Source organism: Mucilaginibacter sp. (genome assembly GCF_041660805.1).
Taxonomy (GTDB): Bacteria; Bacteroidota; Bacteroidia; order Sphingobacteriales; family Sphingobacteriaceae; genus Mucilaginibacter.
In genome coordinates this window covers 1-18,964 of sequence record NZ_JBAZVP010000026.1, presented here as the reverse complement: position 1 = coordinate 18,964, position 18,964 = coordinate 1, and the positions used below count along the sequence as shown (strand labels likewise).

The 18,964-nt window shown below is 40.2% G+C and carries 21 protein-coding genes; 13 read left to right on the top strand and 8 right to left on the bottom strand.

The genetic code is table 11. The features are described from left to right. Positions 1-57: 57 nt before the first annotated feature. The 3 genes from WC743_RS22200 to WC743_RS22190 form a co-directional block, all read right to left on the bottom strand. Positions 58-426 carry a four helix bundle protein gene (locus WC743_RS22200; RefSeq protein WP_373015703.1) on the bottom strand — a complete coding sequence of 123 codons (369 nt, stop codon included), beginning with the start codon at positions 424-426 and terminating at the stop codon, positions 58-60. 63 nt (positions 427-489) lie between these two features. After that, positions 490-1,068 carry a phosphoribosylglycinamide formyltransferase gene (purN, locus tag WC743_RS22195; protein ID WP_373015701.1) on the bottom strand — a complete coding sequence of 193 codons (579 nt, stop codon included), beginning with the start codon at positions 1,066-1,068 and terminating at the stop codon, positions 490-492. Positions 1,069-1,118: 50 nt separating this feature from the next. Beyond that, complete coding sequence (locus WC743_RS22190; protein WP_373015699.1) at positions 1,119-1,625, bottom strand: lipocalin family protein; 507 nt, start codon at positions 1,623-1,625, stop codon at positions 1,119-1,121. A gap of 97 nt (positions 1,626-1,722) precedes the next feature. Between WC743_RS22190 and yiaK the strand changes: the two genes are divergently transcribed. Continuing rightward, entirely contained in the window at positions 1,723-2,709 is a 987-nt protein-coding gene (gene yiaK, locus WC743_RS22185) for a 3-dehydro-L-gulonate 2-dehydrogenase (protein ID WP_373015697.1), read from the top strand. Positions 2,710-2,846: 137 nt separating this feature from the next. Here yiaK and WC743_RS22180 read toward each other — a convergent pair whose 3' ends face one another. Both WC743_RS22180 and panB read right to left on the bottom strand, forming a co-directional pair. Then, complete coding sequence (locus WC743_RS22180) at positions 2,847-3,569, bottom strand: RluA family pseudouridine synthase (RefSeq protein ID WP_373015695.1); 723 nt, start codon at positions 3,567-3,569, stop codon at positions 2,847-2,849. A 90-nt stretch (positions 3,570-3,659) separates the two neighbouring features. Continuing rightward, a complete protein-coding gene (panB, locus tag WC743_RS22175; RefSeq protein WP_373015694.1) occupies positions 3,660-4,475 on the bottom strand; it encodes a 3-methyl-2-oxobutanoate hydroxymethyltransferase in 816 nt (271 codons plus the stop codon). A gap of 601 nt (positions 4,476-5,076) precedes the next feature. Between panB and carA the strand changes: the two genes are divergently transcribed. The 6 genes from carA (at position 5,077) to WC743_RS22145 (ending at position 9,975) form a co-directional block, all read left to right on the top strand. Further along, positions 5,077-6,180 (top strand): glutamine-hydrolyzing carbamoyl-phosphate synthase small subunit, encoded by a 1,104-nt coding sequence (carA, locus tag WC743_RS22170; protein ID WP_373015692.1) that lies wholly within the window; start codon positions 5,077-5,079, stop codon positions 6,178-6,180. A 118-nt stretch (positions 6,181-6,298) separates the two neighbouring features. Then, positions 6,299-6,973, top strand: coding sequence for a tetratricopeptide repeat protein (locus WC743_RS22165; protein ID WP_373015691.1), 675 nt, complete (start codon positions 6,299-6,301; stop codon positions 6,971-6,973). Between the two features lie 49 nt (positions 6,974-7,022). Further along, on the top strand, positions 7,023-7,412 hold the full coding sequence (locus WC743_RS22160) for a VOC family protein (RefSeq protein ID WP_373015689.1): 390 nt from the start codon (positions 7,023-7,025) through the stop codon (positions 7,410-7,412). A 287-nt stretch (positions 7,413-7,699) separates the two neighbouring features. Further along, positions 7,700-7,912 (top strand): DUF2945 domain-containing protein, encoded by a 213-nt coding sequence (locus tag WC743_RS22155; RefSeq protein ID WP_373015687.1) that lies wholly within the window; start codon positions 7,700-7,702, stop codon positions 7,910-7,912. A gap of 82 nt (positions 7,913-7,994) precedes the next feature. Next, positions 7,995-8,759 (top strand): ABC transporter ATP-binding protein, encoded by a 765-nt coding sequence (locus WC743_RS22150; RefSeq protein ID WP_373015685.1) that lies wholly within the window; start codon positions 7,995-7,997, stop codon positions 8,757-8,759. 103 nt (positions 8,760-8,862) lie between these two features. Further along, positions 8,863-9,975 carry an ABC transporter permease gene (locus WC743_RS22145; RefSeq protein WP_373015683.1) on the top strand — a complete coding sequence of 371 codons (1,113 nt, stop codon included), beginning with the start codon at positions 8,863-8,865 and terminating at the stop codon, positions 9,973-9,975. 50 nt (positions 9,976-10,025) lie between these two features. Here the strand turns inward: WC743_RS22145 and WC743_RS22140 are convergent, their stop codons facing one another. Next, a complete protein-coding gene (locus WC743_RS22140; RefSeq protein ID WP_373015681.1) occupies positions 10,026-11,531 on the bottom strand; it encodes a serine hydrolase in 1,506 nt (501 codons plus the stop codon). A gap of 248 nt (positions 11,532-11,779) precedes the next feature. Between WC743_RS22140 and WC743_RS22135 the strand changes: the two genes are divergently transcribed. From WC743_RS22135 to WC743_RS22110, 6 genes are all read left to right on the top strand, one after another. Continuing rightward, on the top strand, positions 11,780-12,514 hold the full coding sequence (locus WC743_RS22135; RefSeq protein ID WP_373015679.1) for a DUF2490 domain-containing protein: 735 nt from the start codon (positions 11,780-11,782) through the stop codon (positions 12,512-12,514). A gap of 187 nt (positions 12,515-12,701) precedes the next feature. Next, positions 12,702-14,000, top strand: coding sequence for a phosphopyruvate hydratase (gene eno / locus WC743_RS22130; RefSeq protein ID WP_373015678.1), 1,299 nt, complete (start codon positions 12,702-12,704; stop codon positions 13,998-14,000). Positions 14,001-14,227: 227 nt separating this feature from the next. Further along, entirely contained in the window at positions 14,228-14,746 is a 519-nt protein-coding gene (gene lspA / locus WC743_RS22125) for a signal peptidase II (protein ID WP_373015677.1), read from the top strand. Positions 14,747-15,458: 712 nt separating this feature from the next. Beyond that, complete coding sequence (locus tag WC743_RS22120; RefSeq protein WP_373015675.1) at positions 15,459-16,790, top strand: DEAD/DEAH box helicase; 1,332 nt, start codon at positions 15,459-15,461, stop codon at positions 16,788-16,790. Between the two features lie 148 nt (positions 16,791-16,938). Beyond that, complete coding sequence (locus WC743_RS22115; protein WP_373015673.1) at positions 16,939-17,253, top strand: septum formation initiator family protein; 315 nt, start codon at positions 16,939-16,941, stop codon at positions 17,251-17,253. Between the two features lie 41 nt (positions 17,254-17,294). After that, positions 17,295-17,543 carry a hypothetical protein gene (locus WC743_RS22110; RefSeq protein ID WP_373015797.1) on the top strand — a complete coding sequence of 83 codons (249 nt, stop codon included), beginning with the start codon at positions 17,295-17,297 and terminating at the stop codon, positions 17,541-17,543. Here the strand turns inward: WC743_RS22110 and WC743_RS22105 are convergent. Further along, positions 17,471-17,665: a DUF5808 domain-containing protein gene (locus WC743_RS22105; RefSeq protein WP_373015671.1), complete on the bottom strand. Its 195-nt coding sequence runs from the start codon at positions 17,663-17,665 to the stop codon at positions 17,471-17,473. The genes WC743_RS22110 and WC743_RS22105 overlap by 73 nt on opposite strands. Positions 17,666-17,699: 34 nt before the next feature. Further along, positions 17,700-18,964 (bottom strand): DUF885 domain-containing protein (locus WC743_RS22100; RefSeq protein ID WP_373015669.1); only part of this gene is annotated, 1,265 nt, incomplete at its 5' end.

Sequence of the window (18,964 nt, the reverse complement as noted above, 5' to 3'; positions counted from 1 at the left end):
ATTAGTTTTTTTTATTGTTTGATATTGATTGTCAATTTATAGCAACCCAAACAGCAATTATTTAGTATTCGCCTGATTTTTGAGATAAGACATGTAGCCGTTTAGCATCTTCATACATTCTTCACAATCATATTTTAACGACTCGAATGCCCTTTGATCTATTATATTATTATCAAATGCAACAATTAAATGGTCTATAGTTTCGGCAGCAGAACCGCGTGCATTAGTTAAGAACCGTGCGGCATCTAAATAGTGGAACCGCCCATGGCCTTCGGCAATGTTATTCCCTATTGAACGCGAAGCGCGAATGATTTGATCTGTTAAGCGATATTTTTCTTCGGGAGGGAATGATTTGACAAGGTCAGTGATATTATTTCTTAAAAGTCGGGATTTTTTCCAAACCTCCAAATCCATAAAATTACCCATCAAGTATTTTTTTTAATAATTATGAAAACCTAACCTCTGATCTCCAGCCTCTAATCTCTCTCACTAACTCCGCATTTTCTTCAGTAAATTTTCAATTACCTTTGGAAAATGCTGATGCTCTAGTTGCTGGCCTTTAAATTTTACCATTTCCAAATTATCTCCCGGCTCAATCTTAAACCGCGACTGATGGATAACCTCGCCTTCATCAAATTGGGTGTTTACAAAATGGATGGTAATGCCCGATTCTTCTTCACCTGCTTCTAAAACTGCCTTATGCACATTATCGCCATACATACCCTTACCACCAAACTTGGGCAGCAACGCGGGGTGCAGATTAATAATTTTGTTTGGGAAAGCGTTTAACAGGCTTGGCGGTACCAGCCATAAAAATCCGGCGAGTACAATTAAATCAACCTGCAAGTTTTTGAGCAGGCTTATTACATCGTCGGTATCATAAAACTCGTGGCGGGTAAATATATGCGAGGGGATCTCAAAGTTATCGGCTCTCTGTAAAACATAGGCCTGCGGATTATTGGTTAGTATCAGTACTACCTCGGCATCGGCATTACGTTTAAAATGCTCCATAATCTTTTGAGCATTTGACCCTGAACCTGAAGCAAAAATGGCAATTCTCTTTTTCAAAATGGCTGATAGAATTTGTACTGCAAAGTAAAAAAAATTACCTGTTATATTTAATTAGATGTTGTTTTTTGCCTTATAAACCCATAACGCCTAATTGTGCGCTTTTGTGCTGAGGAATAATAGGCGCTAATATCACCGGTATTAAAGGCCAGCGAAAATTGCCCAAGGTTTATTATCTGTACCTCTAAAAACGGCTGCGACTTACCAACAGCCGTTGTATCCTGCACCGTAATATCTGAACTTAAATAAAGCTTGTTATTGGTTAAGGCCCAGGTGCCTTTAGCGGTTGGTTGTGGCTTACAGCTGTAATTTGTATAAGTACAGGTGTAATCTTTATTAAAAGTAAATAGCTGGCTGGTGTCACAATCGGCATTAAGTGTATCGGTACTAATCCTTGAGTCGCCAATGTAATGGTCAACCTGTAAAGATGCCAGCTGCCATACACCCGTAGTAAGCAGGTTAGGGATATTACTCTTATCCTCTTTTTTACAGGAGTTGATAAAAAAACTGGTAATGATTAACACGGCCAGTAAAGGGAATAATGCTTTGTTCTTCATTAAGCTGTAAAGATAGTTTACTTAACGCAATTCAAAAACTGCTTTAGTATAACTATTTATATAGCATAATATTTTTGCACGCTGTTATATTTGCAATATGCGTATACCCTATGAACAACTAAAAGCCGAATTTAAACGGGTACTTATTTCTTTGAACTTTGCCGAAACTAATGCCGGTGATTGCGCCGCTATTTTTGCAGATAACAGCAGAGATGGTGTATATAGCCATGGTTTAAACCGTTTCCCGGTATTTGTGCAGTATGTTAAAGAAGGCTTGGTTAACCCCGATGCTATACCCACCCGGCTAAGTTCTTTTGGTGCCATTGAGCAATGGGATGGTAACCTGGGAGCTGGTATGTTAAACGCCAGGTTTTGCATGGAGAACGCCATTGCGCTGGCAAAAGATAACGGCATAGGCTGTATAGCTATAAAAAATACTAACCATTGGATGCGTGGCGGAACTTACGGCCTGCAAGCTGCCGAAGCGGGTTACATTGGGGTTTGTTTTACCAATACCATAGCCAACCTGCCGCCCTGGGGCGGTACAGAACCCCGCCTGGGTAATAATCCATTAATATTTGCCATACCCAAAGCAGGCGGGCATATTGTACTTGATATGGCCATTACCCAATACTCATTCGGAAAACTGTGGCAATACAATAATGAAAATAAACCCCTCCCTGTGCCCGGCGGGTACGATAGCGAAGGACATTTAACTACCGATGCTGCCACCATAATGGCAACCAAAAGGGCTTTGCCTATTGGTTTCTGGAAAGGTTCGGGATTGTCTTTAGTGCTCGATTTGCTGGCAACCTTATTAAGCGGCGGCAATTCAACGGCTGCCATCAGTCAATCCGGCAAAAAGGAATCTGCCGTATCGCAGGTTTTTATCGCCATAAAAACAGATATGGAACAAAACGCCGGACTAATTGACCAGATCATTAGCTATACAAAAACCAGCGCCGCCGAAAACGACAGGGAAATACTATATCCCGGCGAAAATATGCTGCGCACCAGGGAGCAAAACATGCAAGATGGTGTTTTGGTTGATGAAAAGATCTGGGCTGAGGTTTTGGGGATGTAATGGGCAGCTCGTTGCCGTTTACATTTTACTTCCATCATGTCATTGGAGCGTAACATGTTAATCTCGTCGCATGCAAGGCGTTCATGCATTGGCTACGAGATTGCCACGTCTGACATAATAATGTTTTTGAATTCCCCTTACTTCACCAACCCCTCAAACTTTTCCCAAAAGCCATCTACAGGCAGGGGGGCTACAATTACAATGGGTTCATTTTTTACGGGATGGGTAAATTGCAGTCGGCGGGCGTGCAGGCATATACTTTTGCGGAGGCTGCCGCGCGGGTATCCGTATTTATTATCGCCAACAATGGGGCAGCCTAATGTTGCTAACTGCACCCTTATCTGGTGGGGCCTGCCGGTTATAGGGTCTACCTCTATCACATAATAACCTTCCAGTTCACCTACTAACTTATAGTTCAATTCGGATCGCAAACTGCCGGGCACTTCTTTATCATGTGCCTTAGTAACATTTTTCTGCGGGTTTTTAATCAGGTAATGCACCAGGTTGCCGGCTTCGGGCTGTGGGCGTTTGCGTACTATGGCATAATAGGTTTTATGCATTTCGCGGCCCTTAAAAAGCTTATTTATCCGTTCAAGCGCCTTACTTGTTTTGGCAAAAAGTATCACTCCGCTAACAGGCCTGTCTAACCTATGCACCACACCCAGGAAAGCGCCGTTGGGCTTGTTATATTTTTTAGCTATGTATTTTTTTACCTTTTCATCAAGCGATTCGTCGCCGGTATCATCAACCTGCACAATATCACCCGCACGTTTGTTTACCGCTATAAGATGGTTATCCTCATATAGAATATCTCTGTCGGTAATATCTTTACTTATATAATTAAATTCTGGTCGCGCCATCTTTTGTATTTCGAAATTCGAATTTTCGATTTCGGATTTATTCATTGCACTTAAAAACTCCCTCTCCTTTGGAGAGGGCCGGGGTGAGGCTTAATATCCTTCCTTATCGTTAGGGAAGCTTTTGGCCTTTACATCATCAACATAGTTTACAATGGCATCGTTCATAATGTCATATAAATTGCTGTACTGGCGTAAAAAGCGGGGTTTAAAACCTTTGTTAATTCCCAGCATATCATGTATAACTAAAACCTGCCCGTCGCAATGCTGGCCGGCGCCAATGCCTATGGTTGGTATACTTAAACTTTCGCTTACTTCTTTAGCCAGTTTGGCGGGTATTTTCTCCAGTACTACACCAAAGCAACCCAGTTCCTGCAGCTTAAGGGAATCCTCTTTTAACTTGACAGCTTCGGCTTCTTCTTTTGCCCTAACGGTGTATGTACCAAATTTGTATATAGATTGCGGTGTTAAACCCAAATGGCCCATTACAGGGATCCCGGCGGTTAAAATACGACTGATAGATTCGGCAATTTCAACGCCGCCTTCCATCTTTACACCATGTGCGCCCGATTCTTTCATGATACGGATGGCAGATGACAGTGCTTCTTTTGAATTCCCCTGGTACGAGCCAAAAGGCAGATCAACAATTACCAAAGCCCGTTTAGCCGCACGCACTACTGACGATGCATGATATATCATTTGATCCAGCGTTATAGGCAAGGTAGTTTCATGGCCCGCCATTACATTTGATGCTGAATCGCCCACCAATATAATGTCCATACCGGCATTATCAACAATGGCAGCCATAGAGTAATCATAGGCTGTAAGCATGGCAATTTTTTCGCCACGATTTTTCATTTCCTGCAATATATGCGTGGTTATTCTTTTAACTTCCTTGTTTACCGACATGGATCTGATAGTTTAAACGCTGTTGGCGCAACGCAAATGTAAAAACTAATTGCGATTTAATTTTTCAGTGTTAATATATTAAGCCATTATAAACAGATGGTTAATACCAAATGCTAATAAGATCAAACGAAATTCAATTAAAATAAATTTTACTCTTTTTAATAAACATCATAGGATTATATATACATTTATATCACCAATCAGAACCTAATTTATGAGTAAACCCCTTATACTCATGGAAAAGACTAAACACAATTGCTTCCGCTGCAAAAGACCTCTCGCAAATCGCATACCGCGCAGTCTATTGTTTAAATACTTGCTGCCATTTATACCTATAAGGGTGTATTTTTGCAGCAATTGCCTTAGCAGAAGATATGTGTGGGGTAGTCATTGATACTTATCTGCGCATGCGGATTTTTTCAATTTAATGTCATGTTTAACTGGCTTCATAAAAATTCAAAATTGAACTTCTCACATTCAAAATAAAACCCTATTTTTGCGCTGTGAACAAAGAGGTTCTTAACTTCCACCAATCGGCATTGTTTCACGGGGCCTTACAACAGGCAAACCGGCGTTTTAATCCTTTCAATTTTTTTACAAAATGAATCATTTCACCAAATTACCTGCAGTATTGTTACTGGCTGATGGAACCGCTTTTTATGGTAAAGCAGCAGGCAAAATAGGTACCACTACCGGCGAAATTTGCTTTAACACCGGTATGACCGGTTACCAGGAAATTTTTACAGACCCATCATACTTTGGTCAAATAATGGTAGCCACCAACGCGCATATTGGCAACTATGGTATTAATACAGACGAAGTTGAATCTGGCCAGATACAAATTGCCGGGTTAGTTTGTAAAAATTACAACATCGCCTACAGCCGCAAACAGGCCAATGAATCAATACAAGATTATTTTCAAGAGCAAAACATTGTAGGTATATCTGATATTGATACCCGCCAGCTGGTGCGCCACATACGCGATAAAGGCGCCATGAACGCCATTATTTCATCAGAAGTACTGGATATCGACCAGCTTAAAGCCAAACTTGACCAGGTGCCTTCAATGGATGGTTTGGAGCTTTCATCACAAGTATCAACCAAAGAAACTTACACGTTTGGTAACGAAGACGCAACCTACCGTGTTGCTGTGCTTGACCTGGGTGTAAAGAAAAACATTCTGCGCAATTTTGACGACCGCGATGTATACGCCAAGGTTTACCCGGCAAAAACAACGTTTGCCGAAATGGAAAAGGATTTTTCTCCTTCGGGATACTTTATCTCAAACGGCCCCGGCGATCCATCGGCTATGCCTTACGCTATTGATACAGTAAAAGAGATCTTAAAGTCTGATAAACCAATGTTTGGTATTTGCCTTGGCCACCAGTTGCTGGCATTGGCTAATGATATCCCAACACAAAAAATGTTTAACGGACACCGCGGCTTAAACCACCCCGTTAAAAACGTCATCATTAATCATTGCGAGGTAACCTCACAAAACCACGGTTTTGGTGTAGTGCAGGAAGCTGTACGCGCATCAGATAAAGTAGAAATTACCCACGTAAACCTAAACGACCAATCGATTGAAGGGATCCGTGTGAAAGATAAAAAAGCATTTTCAGTACAATACCACCCGGAATCATCTCCCGGCCCGCATGATAGCCGCTACCTGTTTGATGATTTCATTGGGATGATGAAGAAATAACCGGGATTACATCATAAGATTCAAAAAGGAATGAGCATGCTCATTCCTTTTTTGTTATACAGCCGATTTTAACTCAGAATTATTTATAGTTTTAATGCTTAAACCTAAACTTACGTAAATGAAATACTTTTTTATTCTGTCAACATTAGTACTTTTTATATTCATTTCTGGTTGTGCACAATCTCAGGATTGCGTTGATGACATTAATAAATTACCTATGTATGGTAAATTAAATAATATCAAAAAGTGTAAAGGACAAATAGAGGCGGATAATGAATTTATTGCTGATATGGATAAGCAATATAAAAAAAGAAAGGATGGAGCTGAATACATGGTTACACGTGGTTGGGAATATCTCAGGGCTCAACAGTTAGATCAGTCAATGATGCGATTTAATCAGGCCTGGATGTTAGATAGCCTTAACTATCAAACATATTGGGGCTTTGGAAATCTTTTAGGCATGCAAAAGAAGTTTAAAGAATCATTGCCCTATTTTGAAATGGCTTTAAAATTAAACCATAATGATTCAAAACTTTGGCATGATGCGTCTACCAGTTATGGGAACGTTTTTTTTGAAACTAAGGATATTAAATATCTGAATTTAGCGATTGATGCGACAAAAGGGGCAATTAAGCTTGAACCGAAAAGCCCTAAATTATATAGTCTGTTAACCGCCGAGTATAGTTATTTCATGCAAAAAGATAGCGCACGAAAATATTTAAAGATAACAGACCAGCTTGACCCAAAAGCGATTAATCCGGAAGTAAGAAATTCACTTAAATCCAATAACTAATTTTCACTTAAATTATTCCCTATATTTAATCAACCAATATCCTACGCAAATGGAACCATTTAAGGCTTACATCATCCCTACCTTGACGGTAAACAATGCTGCTGCTGCTTTGGAGTTTTATAAAAAGGCGTTCGGGGCAATTGAGCTAATGAAAAATGTGGGCGACGATGGCGACATTGTTGCTGAGATAATGATTGATGGTGCCCGTGTGGTAGTTGCCGACGAAGCCCCAGGTCATGGTAATTTAGGTCCGGATAAACAAAGCAGCATTAGTGTGCGCATAGGCCTTATGGTTACCGACCCGGACGCTATTGCCGAACGCGCCATTGCGGCCGGCATAAAGGTTGTATACCCTGTAGATGACCAGGACTACGGTTATCGCCTTGGTCATTTTATTGATCCGTTTGGCCATCATTGGGAAATTGGCAGGCCATTGTAATTCAACTCATATATCGGTAAACCTTTTTACGCCTCCAACTACTCCTGCTAAGAATACATTTACCGACTATTTAGCCCTGTTCGCCTAAAAACCCTGTTCAAAATACGTATTTCGATACATTTTTGTGGTGTTAAAACTAAACATCATGAGCACAATACTATCTGCAACCCTACTATACGCCATAATTTGTTTATTTCAATATGCGGTGATCCTGTTTAATTTAATAGGAAGTCTTATCTATTAATGGCAGGCAAATTGTATATCCGATCATAATAAACACATCAATTATGAAAAAGGGAGATACTGTTCACTGGAACTGGGGCAAGGGTGAAGCCGAAGGAAAAATTGAAAAGGAACATACCGAGCCTGTAAAAAAGTCAATTAAAGGCACCACAATTAAACGCAACTCCAGTAAAGATGAACCTGCATTTGAGATAAAAATGGAGAAGGGTAAAAAAGTGGTTAAGTCAGAAAGTGAGTTAAAGAAGGGCGGTAAATAGATATCAATATTTTTACCGAAATTTCCTTCCCATTCGCCGATGGTTATATGGTTATTAATTAAATACATCCCATATTTACAGTATGGCAAACCAACCTATTATTACTGTAAAAAACCTGGTAAAAAACTATGGCGATTTCCAAGCTGTAAAAGGCATCAGCTTTGAGGTGTACGAAGGAGAGATCTTCGGGCTGCTTGGCCCTAACGGCGCAGGCAAAACCACTACCCTTGAAATTATTGAAACCCTCCGTGAAAAAACCTCCGGCGAGATCACTGTAGATGGTTTTGACCTGGAGACCGGTGCCGATAGCATTAAGCAGCGCATTGGTGTACAACTACAGGCTGCTGGATATTACCCAAATCTTAACCTGTCGGAATTAATTGTGCTTTTCTCCGGCTTATATGGCATTAACAAAAGCCCTATGGAAATGCTGGAAAAGGTTGCCCTTACAGATAAAGCTAAGGCAAAATACAAGGACCTTTCCGGCGGGCAAAAACAGCGCTTCTCAATAGCCACTACCCTTATTAACAATCCACGTATAATTTTCCTGGATGAGCCAACTACCGGTCTTGACCCGCAGGCACGCCGTAACCTGTGGGACCTGATCCGGGAGATCCGTGATGCAGGTACTACCGTAGTAATCACTACCCATTATATGGATGAGGCCGAAGTACTATGCGACCGTGTAGCCTTTGTTGATGGCGGCCATATTATAGGTATTGATACGCCCGATCATTTTATAGACCAGTTGGTAGCAACCGGTTTTGAACGCGAAAAACAAACAAAAGGCGCCAACCTGGAAGATGTGTTTATTAACCTTACCGGCAAGGAGTGGCGGGAGAATTAAAAAAGCCTCACCTAATCCTCTCCAAAGGAGAGGACTTAAAAAAAGCTTTATCACCAATGACTCAATGACTCAATGACTAATGACCTAATGACTTTTCAACAATATGCAATACAGTAATACCCGCGCAACACTGGCCATAGCCAAAGCAAGTTTCCGTTCCATTCTCCGCAGCCCTTCGGCAGTGGTGTTTAGTTTGGCTTTCCCGTTAATATTTATTTTGGTTTTTGCCAATATTGGCGGTGGCGGCATGTCTATTGATGTAGGTGTGGCCAAAGGCTGCGATACCCTAAACCCGGTTTACCAGGCACTTAAAAAGAACGCTATTGTACATCTCATTAAAGACCAAACCACCGATGAGATGAATAAAAACCTGGCTAAAGGCAGTATTGATGCTATAATCGACTTAAAACCTTTTGTACCAATGACACCCTTAACGGTGAACGTGCAATACAGCAAGGCATCAGAAAGTAAAGGCGCCATTTTAAAATCGGTCTTAAATAATATTTTTTACCGCATACAATCTGCACAGATTGAGAAGATCCAATCCTATTCGGGTATGAAACTGTCCAACGTGGTGAATTTGAAAGAAACCATTGTAACCGGCCGCGAGTATAAATACATTGACTTTATTCTGCCGGGTCAGTTAGGATTTTCGCTATTAAGCAGCGGGGTGTTTGGTACCGCGTTTGTATTCATCAGCCTAAGGCTAACGCTGGTTATTAAACGCTTTTTTGCCACCCCGGTTAAAAAATACAGTATTGTTTTAGGTGAAGCTTTAGCACGTATCGTATTTTCTTTGCTTGGCGCGTTGTTTATTATTATGGTGGGCCATTTTGCCTTTGGCTTTACATTGATACACGGTTTTGTAACGGTACTGAACATGCTGGTACTGGCCGCCATAGGGCTTATTATATTTATGGGCTTTGGGTTTACTATATCAGGCATAGCCAAAAACGAAAGTACGGTTCCACCTTTGTCAAACATTATTACGCTGCCACAGTTTTTACTGTCGGGTACGTTCTTTTCGGTAACCGCCTTTCCTACCTGGCTGCAATATATAAGCAATGCATTGCCGCTAACCCACCTAAACAATGCAATGCGCAAGGTAGCCTTTGAAGGTGCAGGACTTGGCGATGTTACACATCAATTGCTTATTTTACTTATTTGGGGAATTGTTGTATATGCCGTAGCCGTTAAAACGTTTAAATGGGAATAACGGGGTACTTGTTAGTATCAGAATATATATTCTTTATAAATATGTTTGCATTAATTGACCGTTAGCTCACTCTCTAATTTGGATAAGGCTTCTTTTGCCTCTTTGTTATCAGGATTTAGTGATAAAGACCTTTTATAAATCAATATTGCTTCCTGTTTTTTATTCGCTTTAACCAAAGCCTTACCGTAACTATTATACATTCCCATTGTGGTGGGATTCAACAGCAAATTAATTTTATATGCTTCTAAAGCTTTATCTGTAAAGTTTGCACTAAGTAATTCATTAGCAATGTAATCCATTTCGCTGGCAGCAAATCTGTAGTTTAGTGTATCAGCCCGCATTTGAATTAATTTGCTTGCAGCAGCATCAGTTCCCGATTTAAACAGAACTTTTGCATATCTATCCGCAATTGATATTTTAGATTCAGATTGAGGAGCATTATCTAAAATACTCACTGCGTTTGATGCGATTAAAAAACTTGAAATATTCTCTGCATTGTCCAAAATAATTACAGTTTGTTTTTTGGATAAATTTCGCATAAACACCGACCGCATACCCGAAATATAGCCAATGTGAAAAACAATTTTTTCAGGTGCTTTAGCCGTAAGTATGTACCAGCCTAATCCATAAGAAACCCCGCCCCCCGCTACAACTTCTTTTTTATTATTTAATACAGTCGGCTTAAATGCTTCATTTAATATATCCGCGTTTAAAATTTTATTACCGTATAGCGACTGGTCAAATTTTAACAAGTCGGCAGTAGTACTAATTACATTTCCTTGCCCCCAAAACACTGTATAGCTTGTATCCGCATTCACAATATCGGGTACTGAATCTGTTGATATCAAATCCGGATTATAATGTTTAAGGTATAAATAACGTTTGGTAACATTGCTTTTTTGCTGGCCCGCTGGGGTGCCAAGATAAGTATCGTTCATGCCTGCCGGTATAAAGATGTATTTTCTTAGATAGTCATTAAACGGCATTTTAGAAACTTCTTCAACCAATAAAGCCAGCAAGTTGTAATTGATATTTGAATAATCAAACCGTTCGCCTGGTTTAAAAGCAACGGGTTTAGGGTATTGTTCTAAGGTCTTGAGTATGTCGTGATAGCTGAATTTCTTTTCCGGGTGTGATTTTAAAACTGTATCAAAAATATTTTGCTTATCTCTTGGTAAACCGGATGTATGAGCAAGCAAATTTCTTATTGTAATATCAGCATAAGGAAATTTTGGAAAATACTTTTTAAAAGGATCATCCAACCTGATTTTCTTTTTTTGAACTAATTGTAAAACTGCAGTAGATGTAATCGTTTTAGAAACCGAAGCAAGAAAGAAAGCTGAATTGTCATTATTTAAAATTTTATTACCTATATCAGCATAACCAAAAGATTTTTTATACATCACAATCCCGTTGGTGGCCACAAGAACATTTCCGTTAAGCCTTTTAGTAAGGAATTGATTATTAAATAAACTATCTATTCTTTTTAATGAATTTTGCGCGTTTGTGTGGTTGTAAACTAAAGCCAACAACGTAATTAAGATTAGTTTTTTCATAGCTATGAACAAGACGCAACCAATTCCCTTGCTGTGACAAATTTTATATATTGTTTTTGTTACAATGGAAGTAAAACAACGCATAGAGAGGTAATACAAAAGATATGTATATGCAAATCCCCGTCTTTTAATTAACACTAATTTAACATTGCACGAAATACTTAACATATTAATAATATTAACACTTGGTATGTTAACACATTGGTAACAGTAAGGAAATACATTTGCGTTAAAATAATATTAATCAAATGTTAAAAAATATTGTTCTATTAACTTTACCACTTATTATATTAATAATTTGTTCATCAAAAGTTAATGCTCAAAATGGTAAAACCGGCACCTGGGGAATTGCGACCGTTACCTTACCTGGTGACAGCACCCACCGTTGGGGCGGATACATAGAGTTGCAAAGCCGCGCCAATGAGCTTTTTAACCAGTTCTTTTATTACGAAACTAAGGGTGGTGTAAGCTATGATATCGCTAAAAATTATACCGCCTTAATAGGTACCGGCCGTTACGTTACTAAAGATTTTACTAACCTGGATGCCCCGCCAACCGTACTGGAGTTTAGGATGTGGGAACAAATGACCATTAACAATTTTTTGGATAGGGTTAAAATAGAGCATCGCTACCGTGCCGAGCAACGCTGGTTAAATGGTATTTACCGCAACAGGTTCCGTTACCGTATTAACCTGGTTGTGCCGCTTAATCACCGTAAAATACAACCCCAAACTTACTTTATATCTGTATTTGACGAGGTGTTCCTGAACAATAAGATACCGCACTTTGAGCGTAACCGCTTTTCGACAGCGTTTGGCTACCAATTTGATAAATCGCTGAGCGTTCAGGCCGGCTATCTGGATCAGTATAATTATAGCCTTATATCCGAGGGCGCAAAAAACAATTTGGCCATTACGGTAATGTACCGCATTAACCGCAAAAACACCACACCTAAAGAGCATGTGCCCACCACACACGATTAACGATCTTTACAATCGGCTCATCCGTTTGATATTATATGCCTGAGTAAAGCACAATGGTGTTATTTTTAACACCATTGGCTAATAATCATTACAAATACAAAATATCAATTGCGATTTCCTGATTTTGCACTTAACTTAGCCCGCCAAACAGGTATAGTATATCATTCAAAAACCCTACAATAAAACTATGAGCTTAATAATTGATGTTCATGCGCGCCAAATACTTGACTCACGCGGCAACCCTACAATTGAAGTAGATGTAATTACAGAAAATGGTGTCCTTGGCCGTGCGGCAGTACCTTCAGGTGCATCAACCGGTATGCATGAGGCTGTTGAGCTTCGCGATGACGACAAAAAAGTATATATGGGCAAAGGTGTTTTAAAAGCCGTTGCTAACGTAAACGATATAATTGCTGCTGAATTAAAAGGTGTTGATGTATTTGAACAAAATGCAATTGACAGCCTTATGATTGAGCTTGACGGAACAGAAAATAAAGGTAAACTTGGTGCTAATGCTATTTTGGGCGTTTCTTTAGCGGTTGCTAAAGCTGCAGCGCAAGAAAGCCGCCAGCCTTTATACCGTTATATTGGTGGTGTTAATGCTAACATTCTGCCTATTCCAATGATGAACATTGTTAACGGTGGTTCTCACTCTGATGCTCCTATCGCGTTTCAGGAGTTTATGATCATGCCGGTTGGTGCATCATCTTTCTCTGAAGCATTAAGATGGGGTACTGAAGTATTCCATAACCTGAAAAAGATATTACATGACAGGGGCCTTTCAACCGCTGTTGGTGACGAAGGTGGTTTTGCACCAACTTTTGACAGCACCGAAGATGGCGTTGAAACCATCCTGAAAGCTATTGAAAAAGCAGGTTACAAAGCTGGCGAAGATATATTCCTGGCGTTTGACTGTGCTGCATCTGAGTTTTACAAAGACGGTAAATACGACTACACCAAATTTGAAGGCGAAAAAGGAGCAATCCGTTCAAGTGCCGAACAAGCAGAATACCTTGCTCAGTTATCAGAAAAATATCCAATTATCTCTATTGAAGATGGTATGGCTGAAGATGACTGGGATGGCTGGAAATTATTAACCGAAAGAATTGGCGATAAAGTACAGTTAGTGGGTGATGATTTATTTGTAACCAACGTTAAACGTTTACAACGAGGTATTGATAATGATACCGCTAACTCTATCCTTGTAAAAGTAAACCAAATTGGTTCTTTAACTGAAACCATCAACGCGGTTAGCTTAGCGCAAAGTAACGGTTATACATCAGTAATGAGCCACCGTTCTGGCGAAACTGAAGATGTAACCATTGCTGATTTAGCTGTAGCATTAAATTGCGGCCAGATCAAAACCGGTTCAGCTTCCCGTTCAGACAGGATAGCTAAATACAACCAGTTGCTACGTATCGAAGAAGAATTAGGTTCTTCTGCACGTTTCATCGGTAAAGATTTCAAATACTTTAAAAAGAAATAAGCTTTTAAGGTAAAAGCTGAAAGCAAAATTAAAGCCGGGCAAATATGCCCGGCTTTTTTTTGTATAGTCTAACTGGTGGTGAGGACATCACTGCTCTGTGTAAACTAAGCATTATATAACCAAACTGCGGTGTCCTCACCGCAGCTTTAACCTAACGGTGGTGTCCTCACCGCAGTATTGCAAGTCACTATTTCCTTTTCTCCTAATCTCTTTATACATTAGTCCCGATGAAACTGAAGGGCATATTAAGGGCGGTTATTATATTAGCGATACTGGCGTTAAACGTTGGTTGCGACCAGGTTTCAAAATCCATTGTACGTACCCACTTAGATGTATATGATCGTTACAGTTTTATTTACAACCACTTCACGCTTTTAAAGGTTGAAAATACCGGTGCATTCCTAAGCCTGGGCGATAAATTGGCAAACCCCTACCACTTTATTTTATTAACCCTTGTACCTGTGCTTACTCTTTTAGGGGCACTGCTGTACATCCTTTTAAAAAGCAATTTCACCAGGCTAACACTTATCGGTATCATCTTTGTAATTGGCGGCGGCATAGGTAACATTTATGACCGTATCGCCCACGGTTCGGTAACCGATTTTATGCATATTAACTTCGGGCTGTTTGAAACAGGCATCTTTAACGTAGCTGATGTATCTATTATGGTGGGTATGGGGCTGATCTTGTTTGATAGCTGGTACAAGAACAGGGAAGTGAAGGAAGAACGAATAGCTGCTGAATAAGCCCAAAGGAATCAACTTTATCCTTAAATCCCATTAATCAAAATTCAGACGTTAATCAGCGGAATCCCAAAATCATTAAAATCAGCGGTTCAGAAATATGCGTTAAGGATTGCAGCGGATACCGGCCCCGTGGCTAAGGCCTGTGCAGTATGAGCGTAAAGCCTGACCGAAGGGAACGCCCTTATAATAACACGTTAACTCATTCCACCACACTTTCCACCATTTCCCGGGTTAAATTTGAGTTATGTATATTTTAACGTTGGTGAGTCCCGAAGGTCAATACAATGCCAATTAGAAGTGTAATAAGTACAACGAAAAATATCAAGGCCTCTAGCAGTGTTAACTCACTATTATACATCCTGGTTATAAACCTCCTCACACTGATTATAAACCTTTCCATGCTGATTATTAATCAATTACGCCCTATTAAATTTATGATAATACATTGATATTATCAATACTTGTACCTCAAAATGTCCCTGCCAAACTGGTCTTAAAAGACCATTTATCATCGTCCTGCCATCTCTCAAGATGAGATTGCAGAATTTCACTCATTCATCACAATTAGGCTATAAATAACCCTTGTTATCCTACTTAATAATAAAAGCGTATCTTTGCAGCTAATTACCCGTTGATTTACGGTTTTGATCATTAGACACTCTTCAGATCCGCTTAATGCTTCGCGTTAGCACATATACATTACAAGCAATACATGTCATTCGAAAATTTAAATTTAATTGAGCCTATTTTAAAGGCTTTAAAAACAGAGGGTTATACAACACCAACCCCAATACAAGAACAAGCAATACCTTTTATACTACAGCACCGCGACCTTCTAGGCTGCGCACAAACCGGTACCGGTAAAACAGCTGCCTTTGCAATCCCTATTCTTCAATTATTATTTGAGGACAGGCAAAAACACAAGGAGCAAAAATCCATTAAAGCCTTAATTTTAACGCCAACGCGTGAGCTGGCCATCCAGATAAGCGAGAGCTTTACGGCTTATGGCAAGCATACCGGCTTAAAAAACCTGGTTATTTTTGGTGGTGTATCACAGAACCCACAGGTTGATGCTTTGCGCCGCGGTGTAGATATCCTGATAGCAACACCGGGCCGTTTACTTGATTTAATGAACCAGCGCTTTGTGCATTTAGACCACATAAAAATGCTGATATTAGATGAAGCCGACCGTATGCTGGATATGGGCTTTGTGCATGATGTTAAAAAGATCATTGCTAAAGTACCTGCCAACAGGCAAACATTGTTCTTTAGTGCAACAATGCCAACCGAGATACAAAGCCTGGCAGATTCTATATTACAAAAACCTGCAAGGGTTGAGGTTGCACCGGTATCGTCAACAGCTGATACTATACAGCAAGCATTATATTATGTTGAAAAAAGCGATAAAAGATTATTGCTTAACCACATTTTAAAAGATAAGAACATTAAAACCGCGCTGGTATTTACGCGCACCAAGCATGGTGCCGATAAAGTGGTTAAAGACCTGATAAGGGTTGGCATTACTGCCGAGGCTATTCACGGTAATAAATCACAAAATGCACGCCAGCGGGCTTTAGCAAACTTTAAAAACCGTACCACTCGTGTTTTAATTGCTACCGATATTGCAGCACGTGGTATTGATATTGACGAATTAACACACGTTATTAACTACGAGATCCCGAATATTCCTGAAACGTATGTTCACCGTATTGGCCGTACAGGCCGTGCAGGTGCAAGCGGTATAGCGCTTACTTTTTGTGATGGAGAAGAGGAAATAGATTACCTGAGAGATATACATAAACTGATAGCCAAAGAGATCCCGGTTGAAGAAGCACATCCCTACCCGTTAAACATGCAGGCCATGACTGAAAAGTTAATGAGCAAAGCAAAAAACGGAAGTGCTAAAAAAAGCAACGGTTCATCGGGCCGTTCTGGCGGCAGGCCGAATGGTAACCGTAATGGCGGCGGCAGACCGGGCGGTAACAGCCGTGCCGGTGGCAGCAGTGGCTTAAGCGGCGGCAGCAGGTCATCAGGAAGAAGGTAATTCTTTCTAAGCGATTAGAATTTGGAGGATAGCGATTTTAAATAATTTCTATCCTCCTTTTATTTTATACAATCCGTCACACTAAAATTTCGTTGTTAATATGTTAATAATCATATTTGCGAGCCTCAAAGAAATTAAATAGCTTTAAATGAAAATTCAGCCTGAACAAATGAAACGCCTTTTTGACCTGATCAAGAATAAATTCTTCCTGGCAACAGTGGCTTTTATAATATGGATGATTTTTTTTGATAAGAACGATTTATTCTCCCAATACGAATACCACCAGCAGCTAAGCAAATTAAAACAGGAGCAGGAATTTTACAAGGCCCAAACTGCCCAGGTAAATAAAGACCTTGACGAACTAACCTCAGACAAAGCCAAACTCGAAAAATTCGCCCGCGAAAAGTACCTCATGAAAAAAGATAACGAAGACGTATTTGTTATTGTGCACGAGAAGAAATAAACCGGGATTTAGCAGATTTTCCAGATTAAGGGATTTGTAATTTGGTGAGTAGTTCTATGTTGGTTAACGGCGGAACCATTCACCCAATCAACTTCATCAACCACATGCCAACCAGGGCGTTCCCTGCGGGCGGGCTTTACGCTTATACTGCACAGGCCTTAGCCACAGGGCCGGTATCCGCTGCAATCCATAACGCGCATTCGTTAACTTCGTGTGTTCACCTTTTAACCAGCATTGCAGCAATTGCTATAGCCGCCATTATTGTCAGAAAAATCCATGTAGCCCTATGAGCAAAGTTAAGGGTGTAACCCCATCCAATATGCCTTTTAACAATTAAATTAGGGTCATGCGGATTGTAATAAAATATGCCCCATTTCCAATGTCGGGGATCAGCGTTATCAAATTCATCCATAACATTAAATTTAACTGTATAACATATCACCGCATTAATTCCCTTTTGTATCTATTTTAGGAACGGTAAACATGGCTTCTTTAATATACTTAACAGGTGCATTGCCATAGCTCAGGAATTTTTCGTTAAACTCTTTTAGCTTATAGGCATTGGCTTTTTTCTTTTTCCATTCATCGCGCAGGGCGGTAATTTCTTTGTAACCGGTGTAATAGCTGGTTAACTGCACGCTGCTTACACTTACACGTTTCCATTTACCTTCGGATTCGGCCTGTTGTTGAAAAGCCTCTTTCGTTAACAATTTAATGACTTGTTCTTTTGTCATGTTGTTTGCATGTACGCTGTAATCAAGTATGGTATTGCAAACCGACCGCAGGTTCCATTTATACCACATCAGGCGCATTTCTGGCGCATTATCGCCAAATCCCGCATCCAGCATCATTTGCTCGCTATATACCGCCCAGCCTTCAACCATGGCACCGTTACCTAAAACCGATTTAATAATGCTTGGCGATTTATTAGCATATACTAACTGCGTATAATGGCCCGGTATAGCCTCATGGATGCATAGTATCTGTAAAATGTATTGGTTGTATTCACGCAGGTAACTTTCTGCGCGCTCAGGCGCCCAGCCTGCAAGGCTGCCTACATTAAAATAGGTATTGCCTTCTTTATCATACGGCCCCGGCGAACTTACTGATGCCCCTGCCACACCTGCCATATAACCCGGTTCTTTGCGTACTATCAGCGGCCTTGATGGATCAAGCGTTAACAGATCTTTTGATTTGATAAAAACAGTAAGCTTAGGCAATTCCTTTTCAATAGCCGATTGAAAATCGCCCGGCGCTACGTGCTTAGCCGAAAGAGTATCTATCATTTGGGCAATTAATTCAAGCGAATCTTTAGGCATGGCCTTACTGTTAAAATATTTAGGCCATAGCTTCCTGCTTAGCTTAGTCATTTCGCGGTGCAGGTACTTTTTACGCTCTACTGCCGAATTGTAGGTTTGTTGTGCTGTACCTTCGGCCTGTATCTCAAATTTAAACTTAGCCTCGTATAAGTCTTTCCCCAGCCTAAAGCTGCGGGGCTTATCATTTTTAAGCGCTTTTAAATAAGCTGCAAAGCTTTTAATAGCATCCGCAGATAGTTTTGCACGGTCAAGCATTAGCTTTTGTTCAGCGGCCGGAATATTGGTTTTCTTAAGGGAATCGGCAAAGTCGGTTTCAATTACACTTACACCGCCCAGGTGCTGGTCAATAGCCAGCGAAGTTAATTCTGCAACCGGGTTTTTGATCTGCTTTT

Excerpts from the sequence above, each read along its gene's own strand:
- WC743_RS22140 (WP_373015681.1), bottom strand. The coding sequence starts at position 11,531 with ATGAAAAAACTAATCTTAATTACGTTGTTGGCTTTAGTTTACAACCAC.
- WC743_RS22190 (WP_373015699.1), bottom strand. The coding sequence starts at position 1,625 with ATGAAGAACAAAGCATTATTCCCTTTACTGGCCGTGTTAATCATTACC.
- lspA (WP_373015677.1), top strand. The coding sequence starts at position 14,228 with ATGAAACTGAAGGGCATATTAAGGGCGGTTATTATATTAGCGATACTG.
- WC743_RS22155 (WP_373015687.1), top strand. The coding sequence starts at position 7,700 with ATGAAAAAGGGAGATACTGTTCACTGGAACTGGGGCAAGGGTGAAGCC.
- WC743_RS22135 (WP_373015679.1), top strand. The coding sequence starts at position 11,780 with ATGTTAAAAAATATTGTTCTATTAACTTTACCACTTATTATATTAATA.
- WC743_RS22200 (WP_373015703.1), bottom strand. The coding sequence starts at position 426 with ATGGGTAATTTTATGGATTTGGAGGTTTGGAAAAAATCCCGACTTTTA.
- WC743_RS22145 (WP_373015683.1), top strand. The coding sequence starts at position 8,863 with ATGCAATACAGTAATACCCGCGCAACACTGGCCATAGCCAAAGCAAGT.
- WC743_RS22105 (WP_373015671.1), bottom strand. The coding sequence starts at position 17,665 with ATGGATGAATTTGATAACGCTGATCCCCGACATTGGAAATGGGGCATA.
- carA (WP_373015692.1), top strand. The coding sequence starts at position 5,077 with ATGAATCATTTCACCAAATTACCTGCAGTATTGTTACTGGCTGATGGA.
- WC743_RS22115 (WP_373015673.1), top strand. The coding sequence starts at position 16,939 with ATGAAAATTCAGCCTGAACAAATGAAACGCCTTTTTGACCTGATCAAG.
- WC743_RS22165 (WP_373015691.1), top strand. The coding sequence starts at position 6,299 with ATGAAATACTTTTTTATTCTGTCAACATTAGTACTTTTTATATTCATT.
- panB (WP_373015694.1), bottom strand. The coding sequence starts at position 4,475 with ATGTCGGTAAACAAGGAAGTTAAAAGAATAACCACGCATATATTGCAG.
- eno (WP_373015678.1), top strand. The coding sequence starts at position 12,702 with ATGAGCTTAATAATTGATGTTCATGCGCGCCAAATACTTGACTCACGC.
- WC743_RS22150 (WP_373015685.1), top strand. The coding sequence starts at position 7,995 with ATGGCAAACCAACCTATTATTACTGTAAAAAACCTGGTAAAAAACTAT.
- WC743_RS22120 (WP_373015675.1), top strand. The coding sequence starts at position 15,459 with ATGTCATTCGAAAATTTAAATTTAATTGAGCCTATTTTAAAGGCTTTA.
- yiaK (WP_373015697.1), top strand. The coding sequence starts at position 1,723 with ATGCGTATACCCTATGAACAACTAAAAGCCGAATTTAAACGGGTACTT.
- WC743_RS22160 (WP_373015689.1), top strand. The coding sequence starts at position 7,023 with ATGGAACCATTTAAGGCTTACATCATCCCTACCTTGACGGTAAACAAT.
- WC743_RS22180 (WP_373015695.1), bottom strand. The coding sequence starts at position 3,569 with ATGGCGCGACCAGAATTTAATTATATAAGTAAAGATATTACCGACAGA.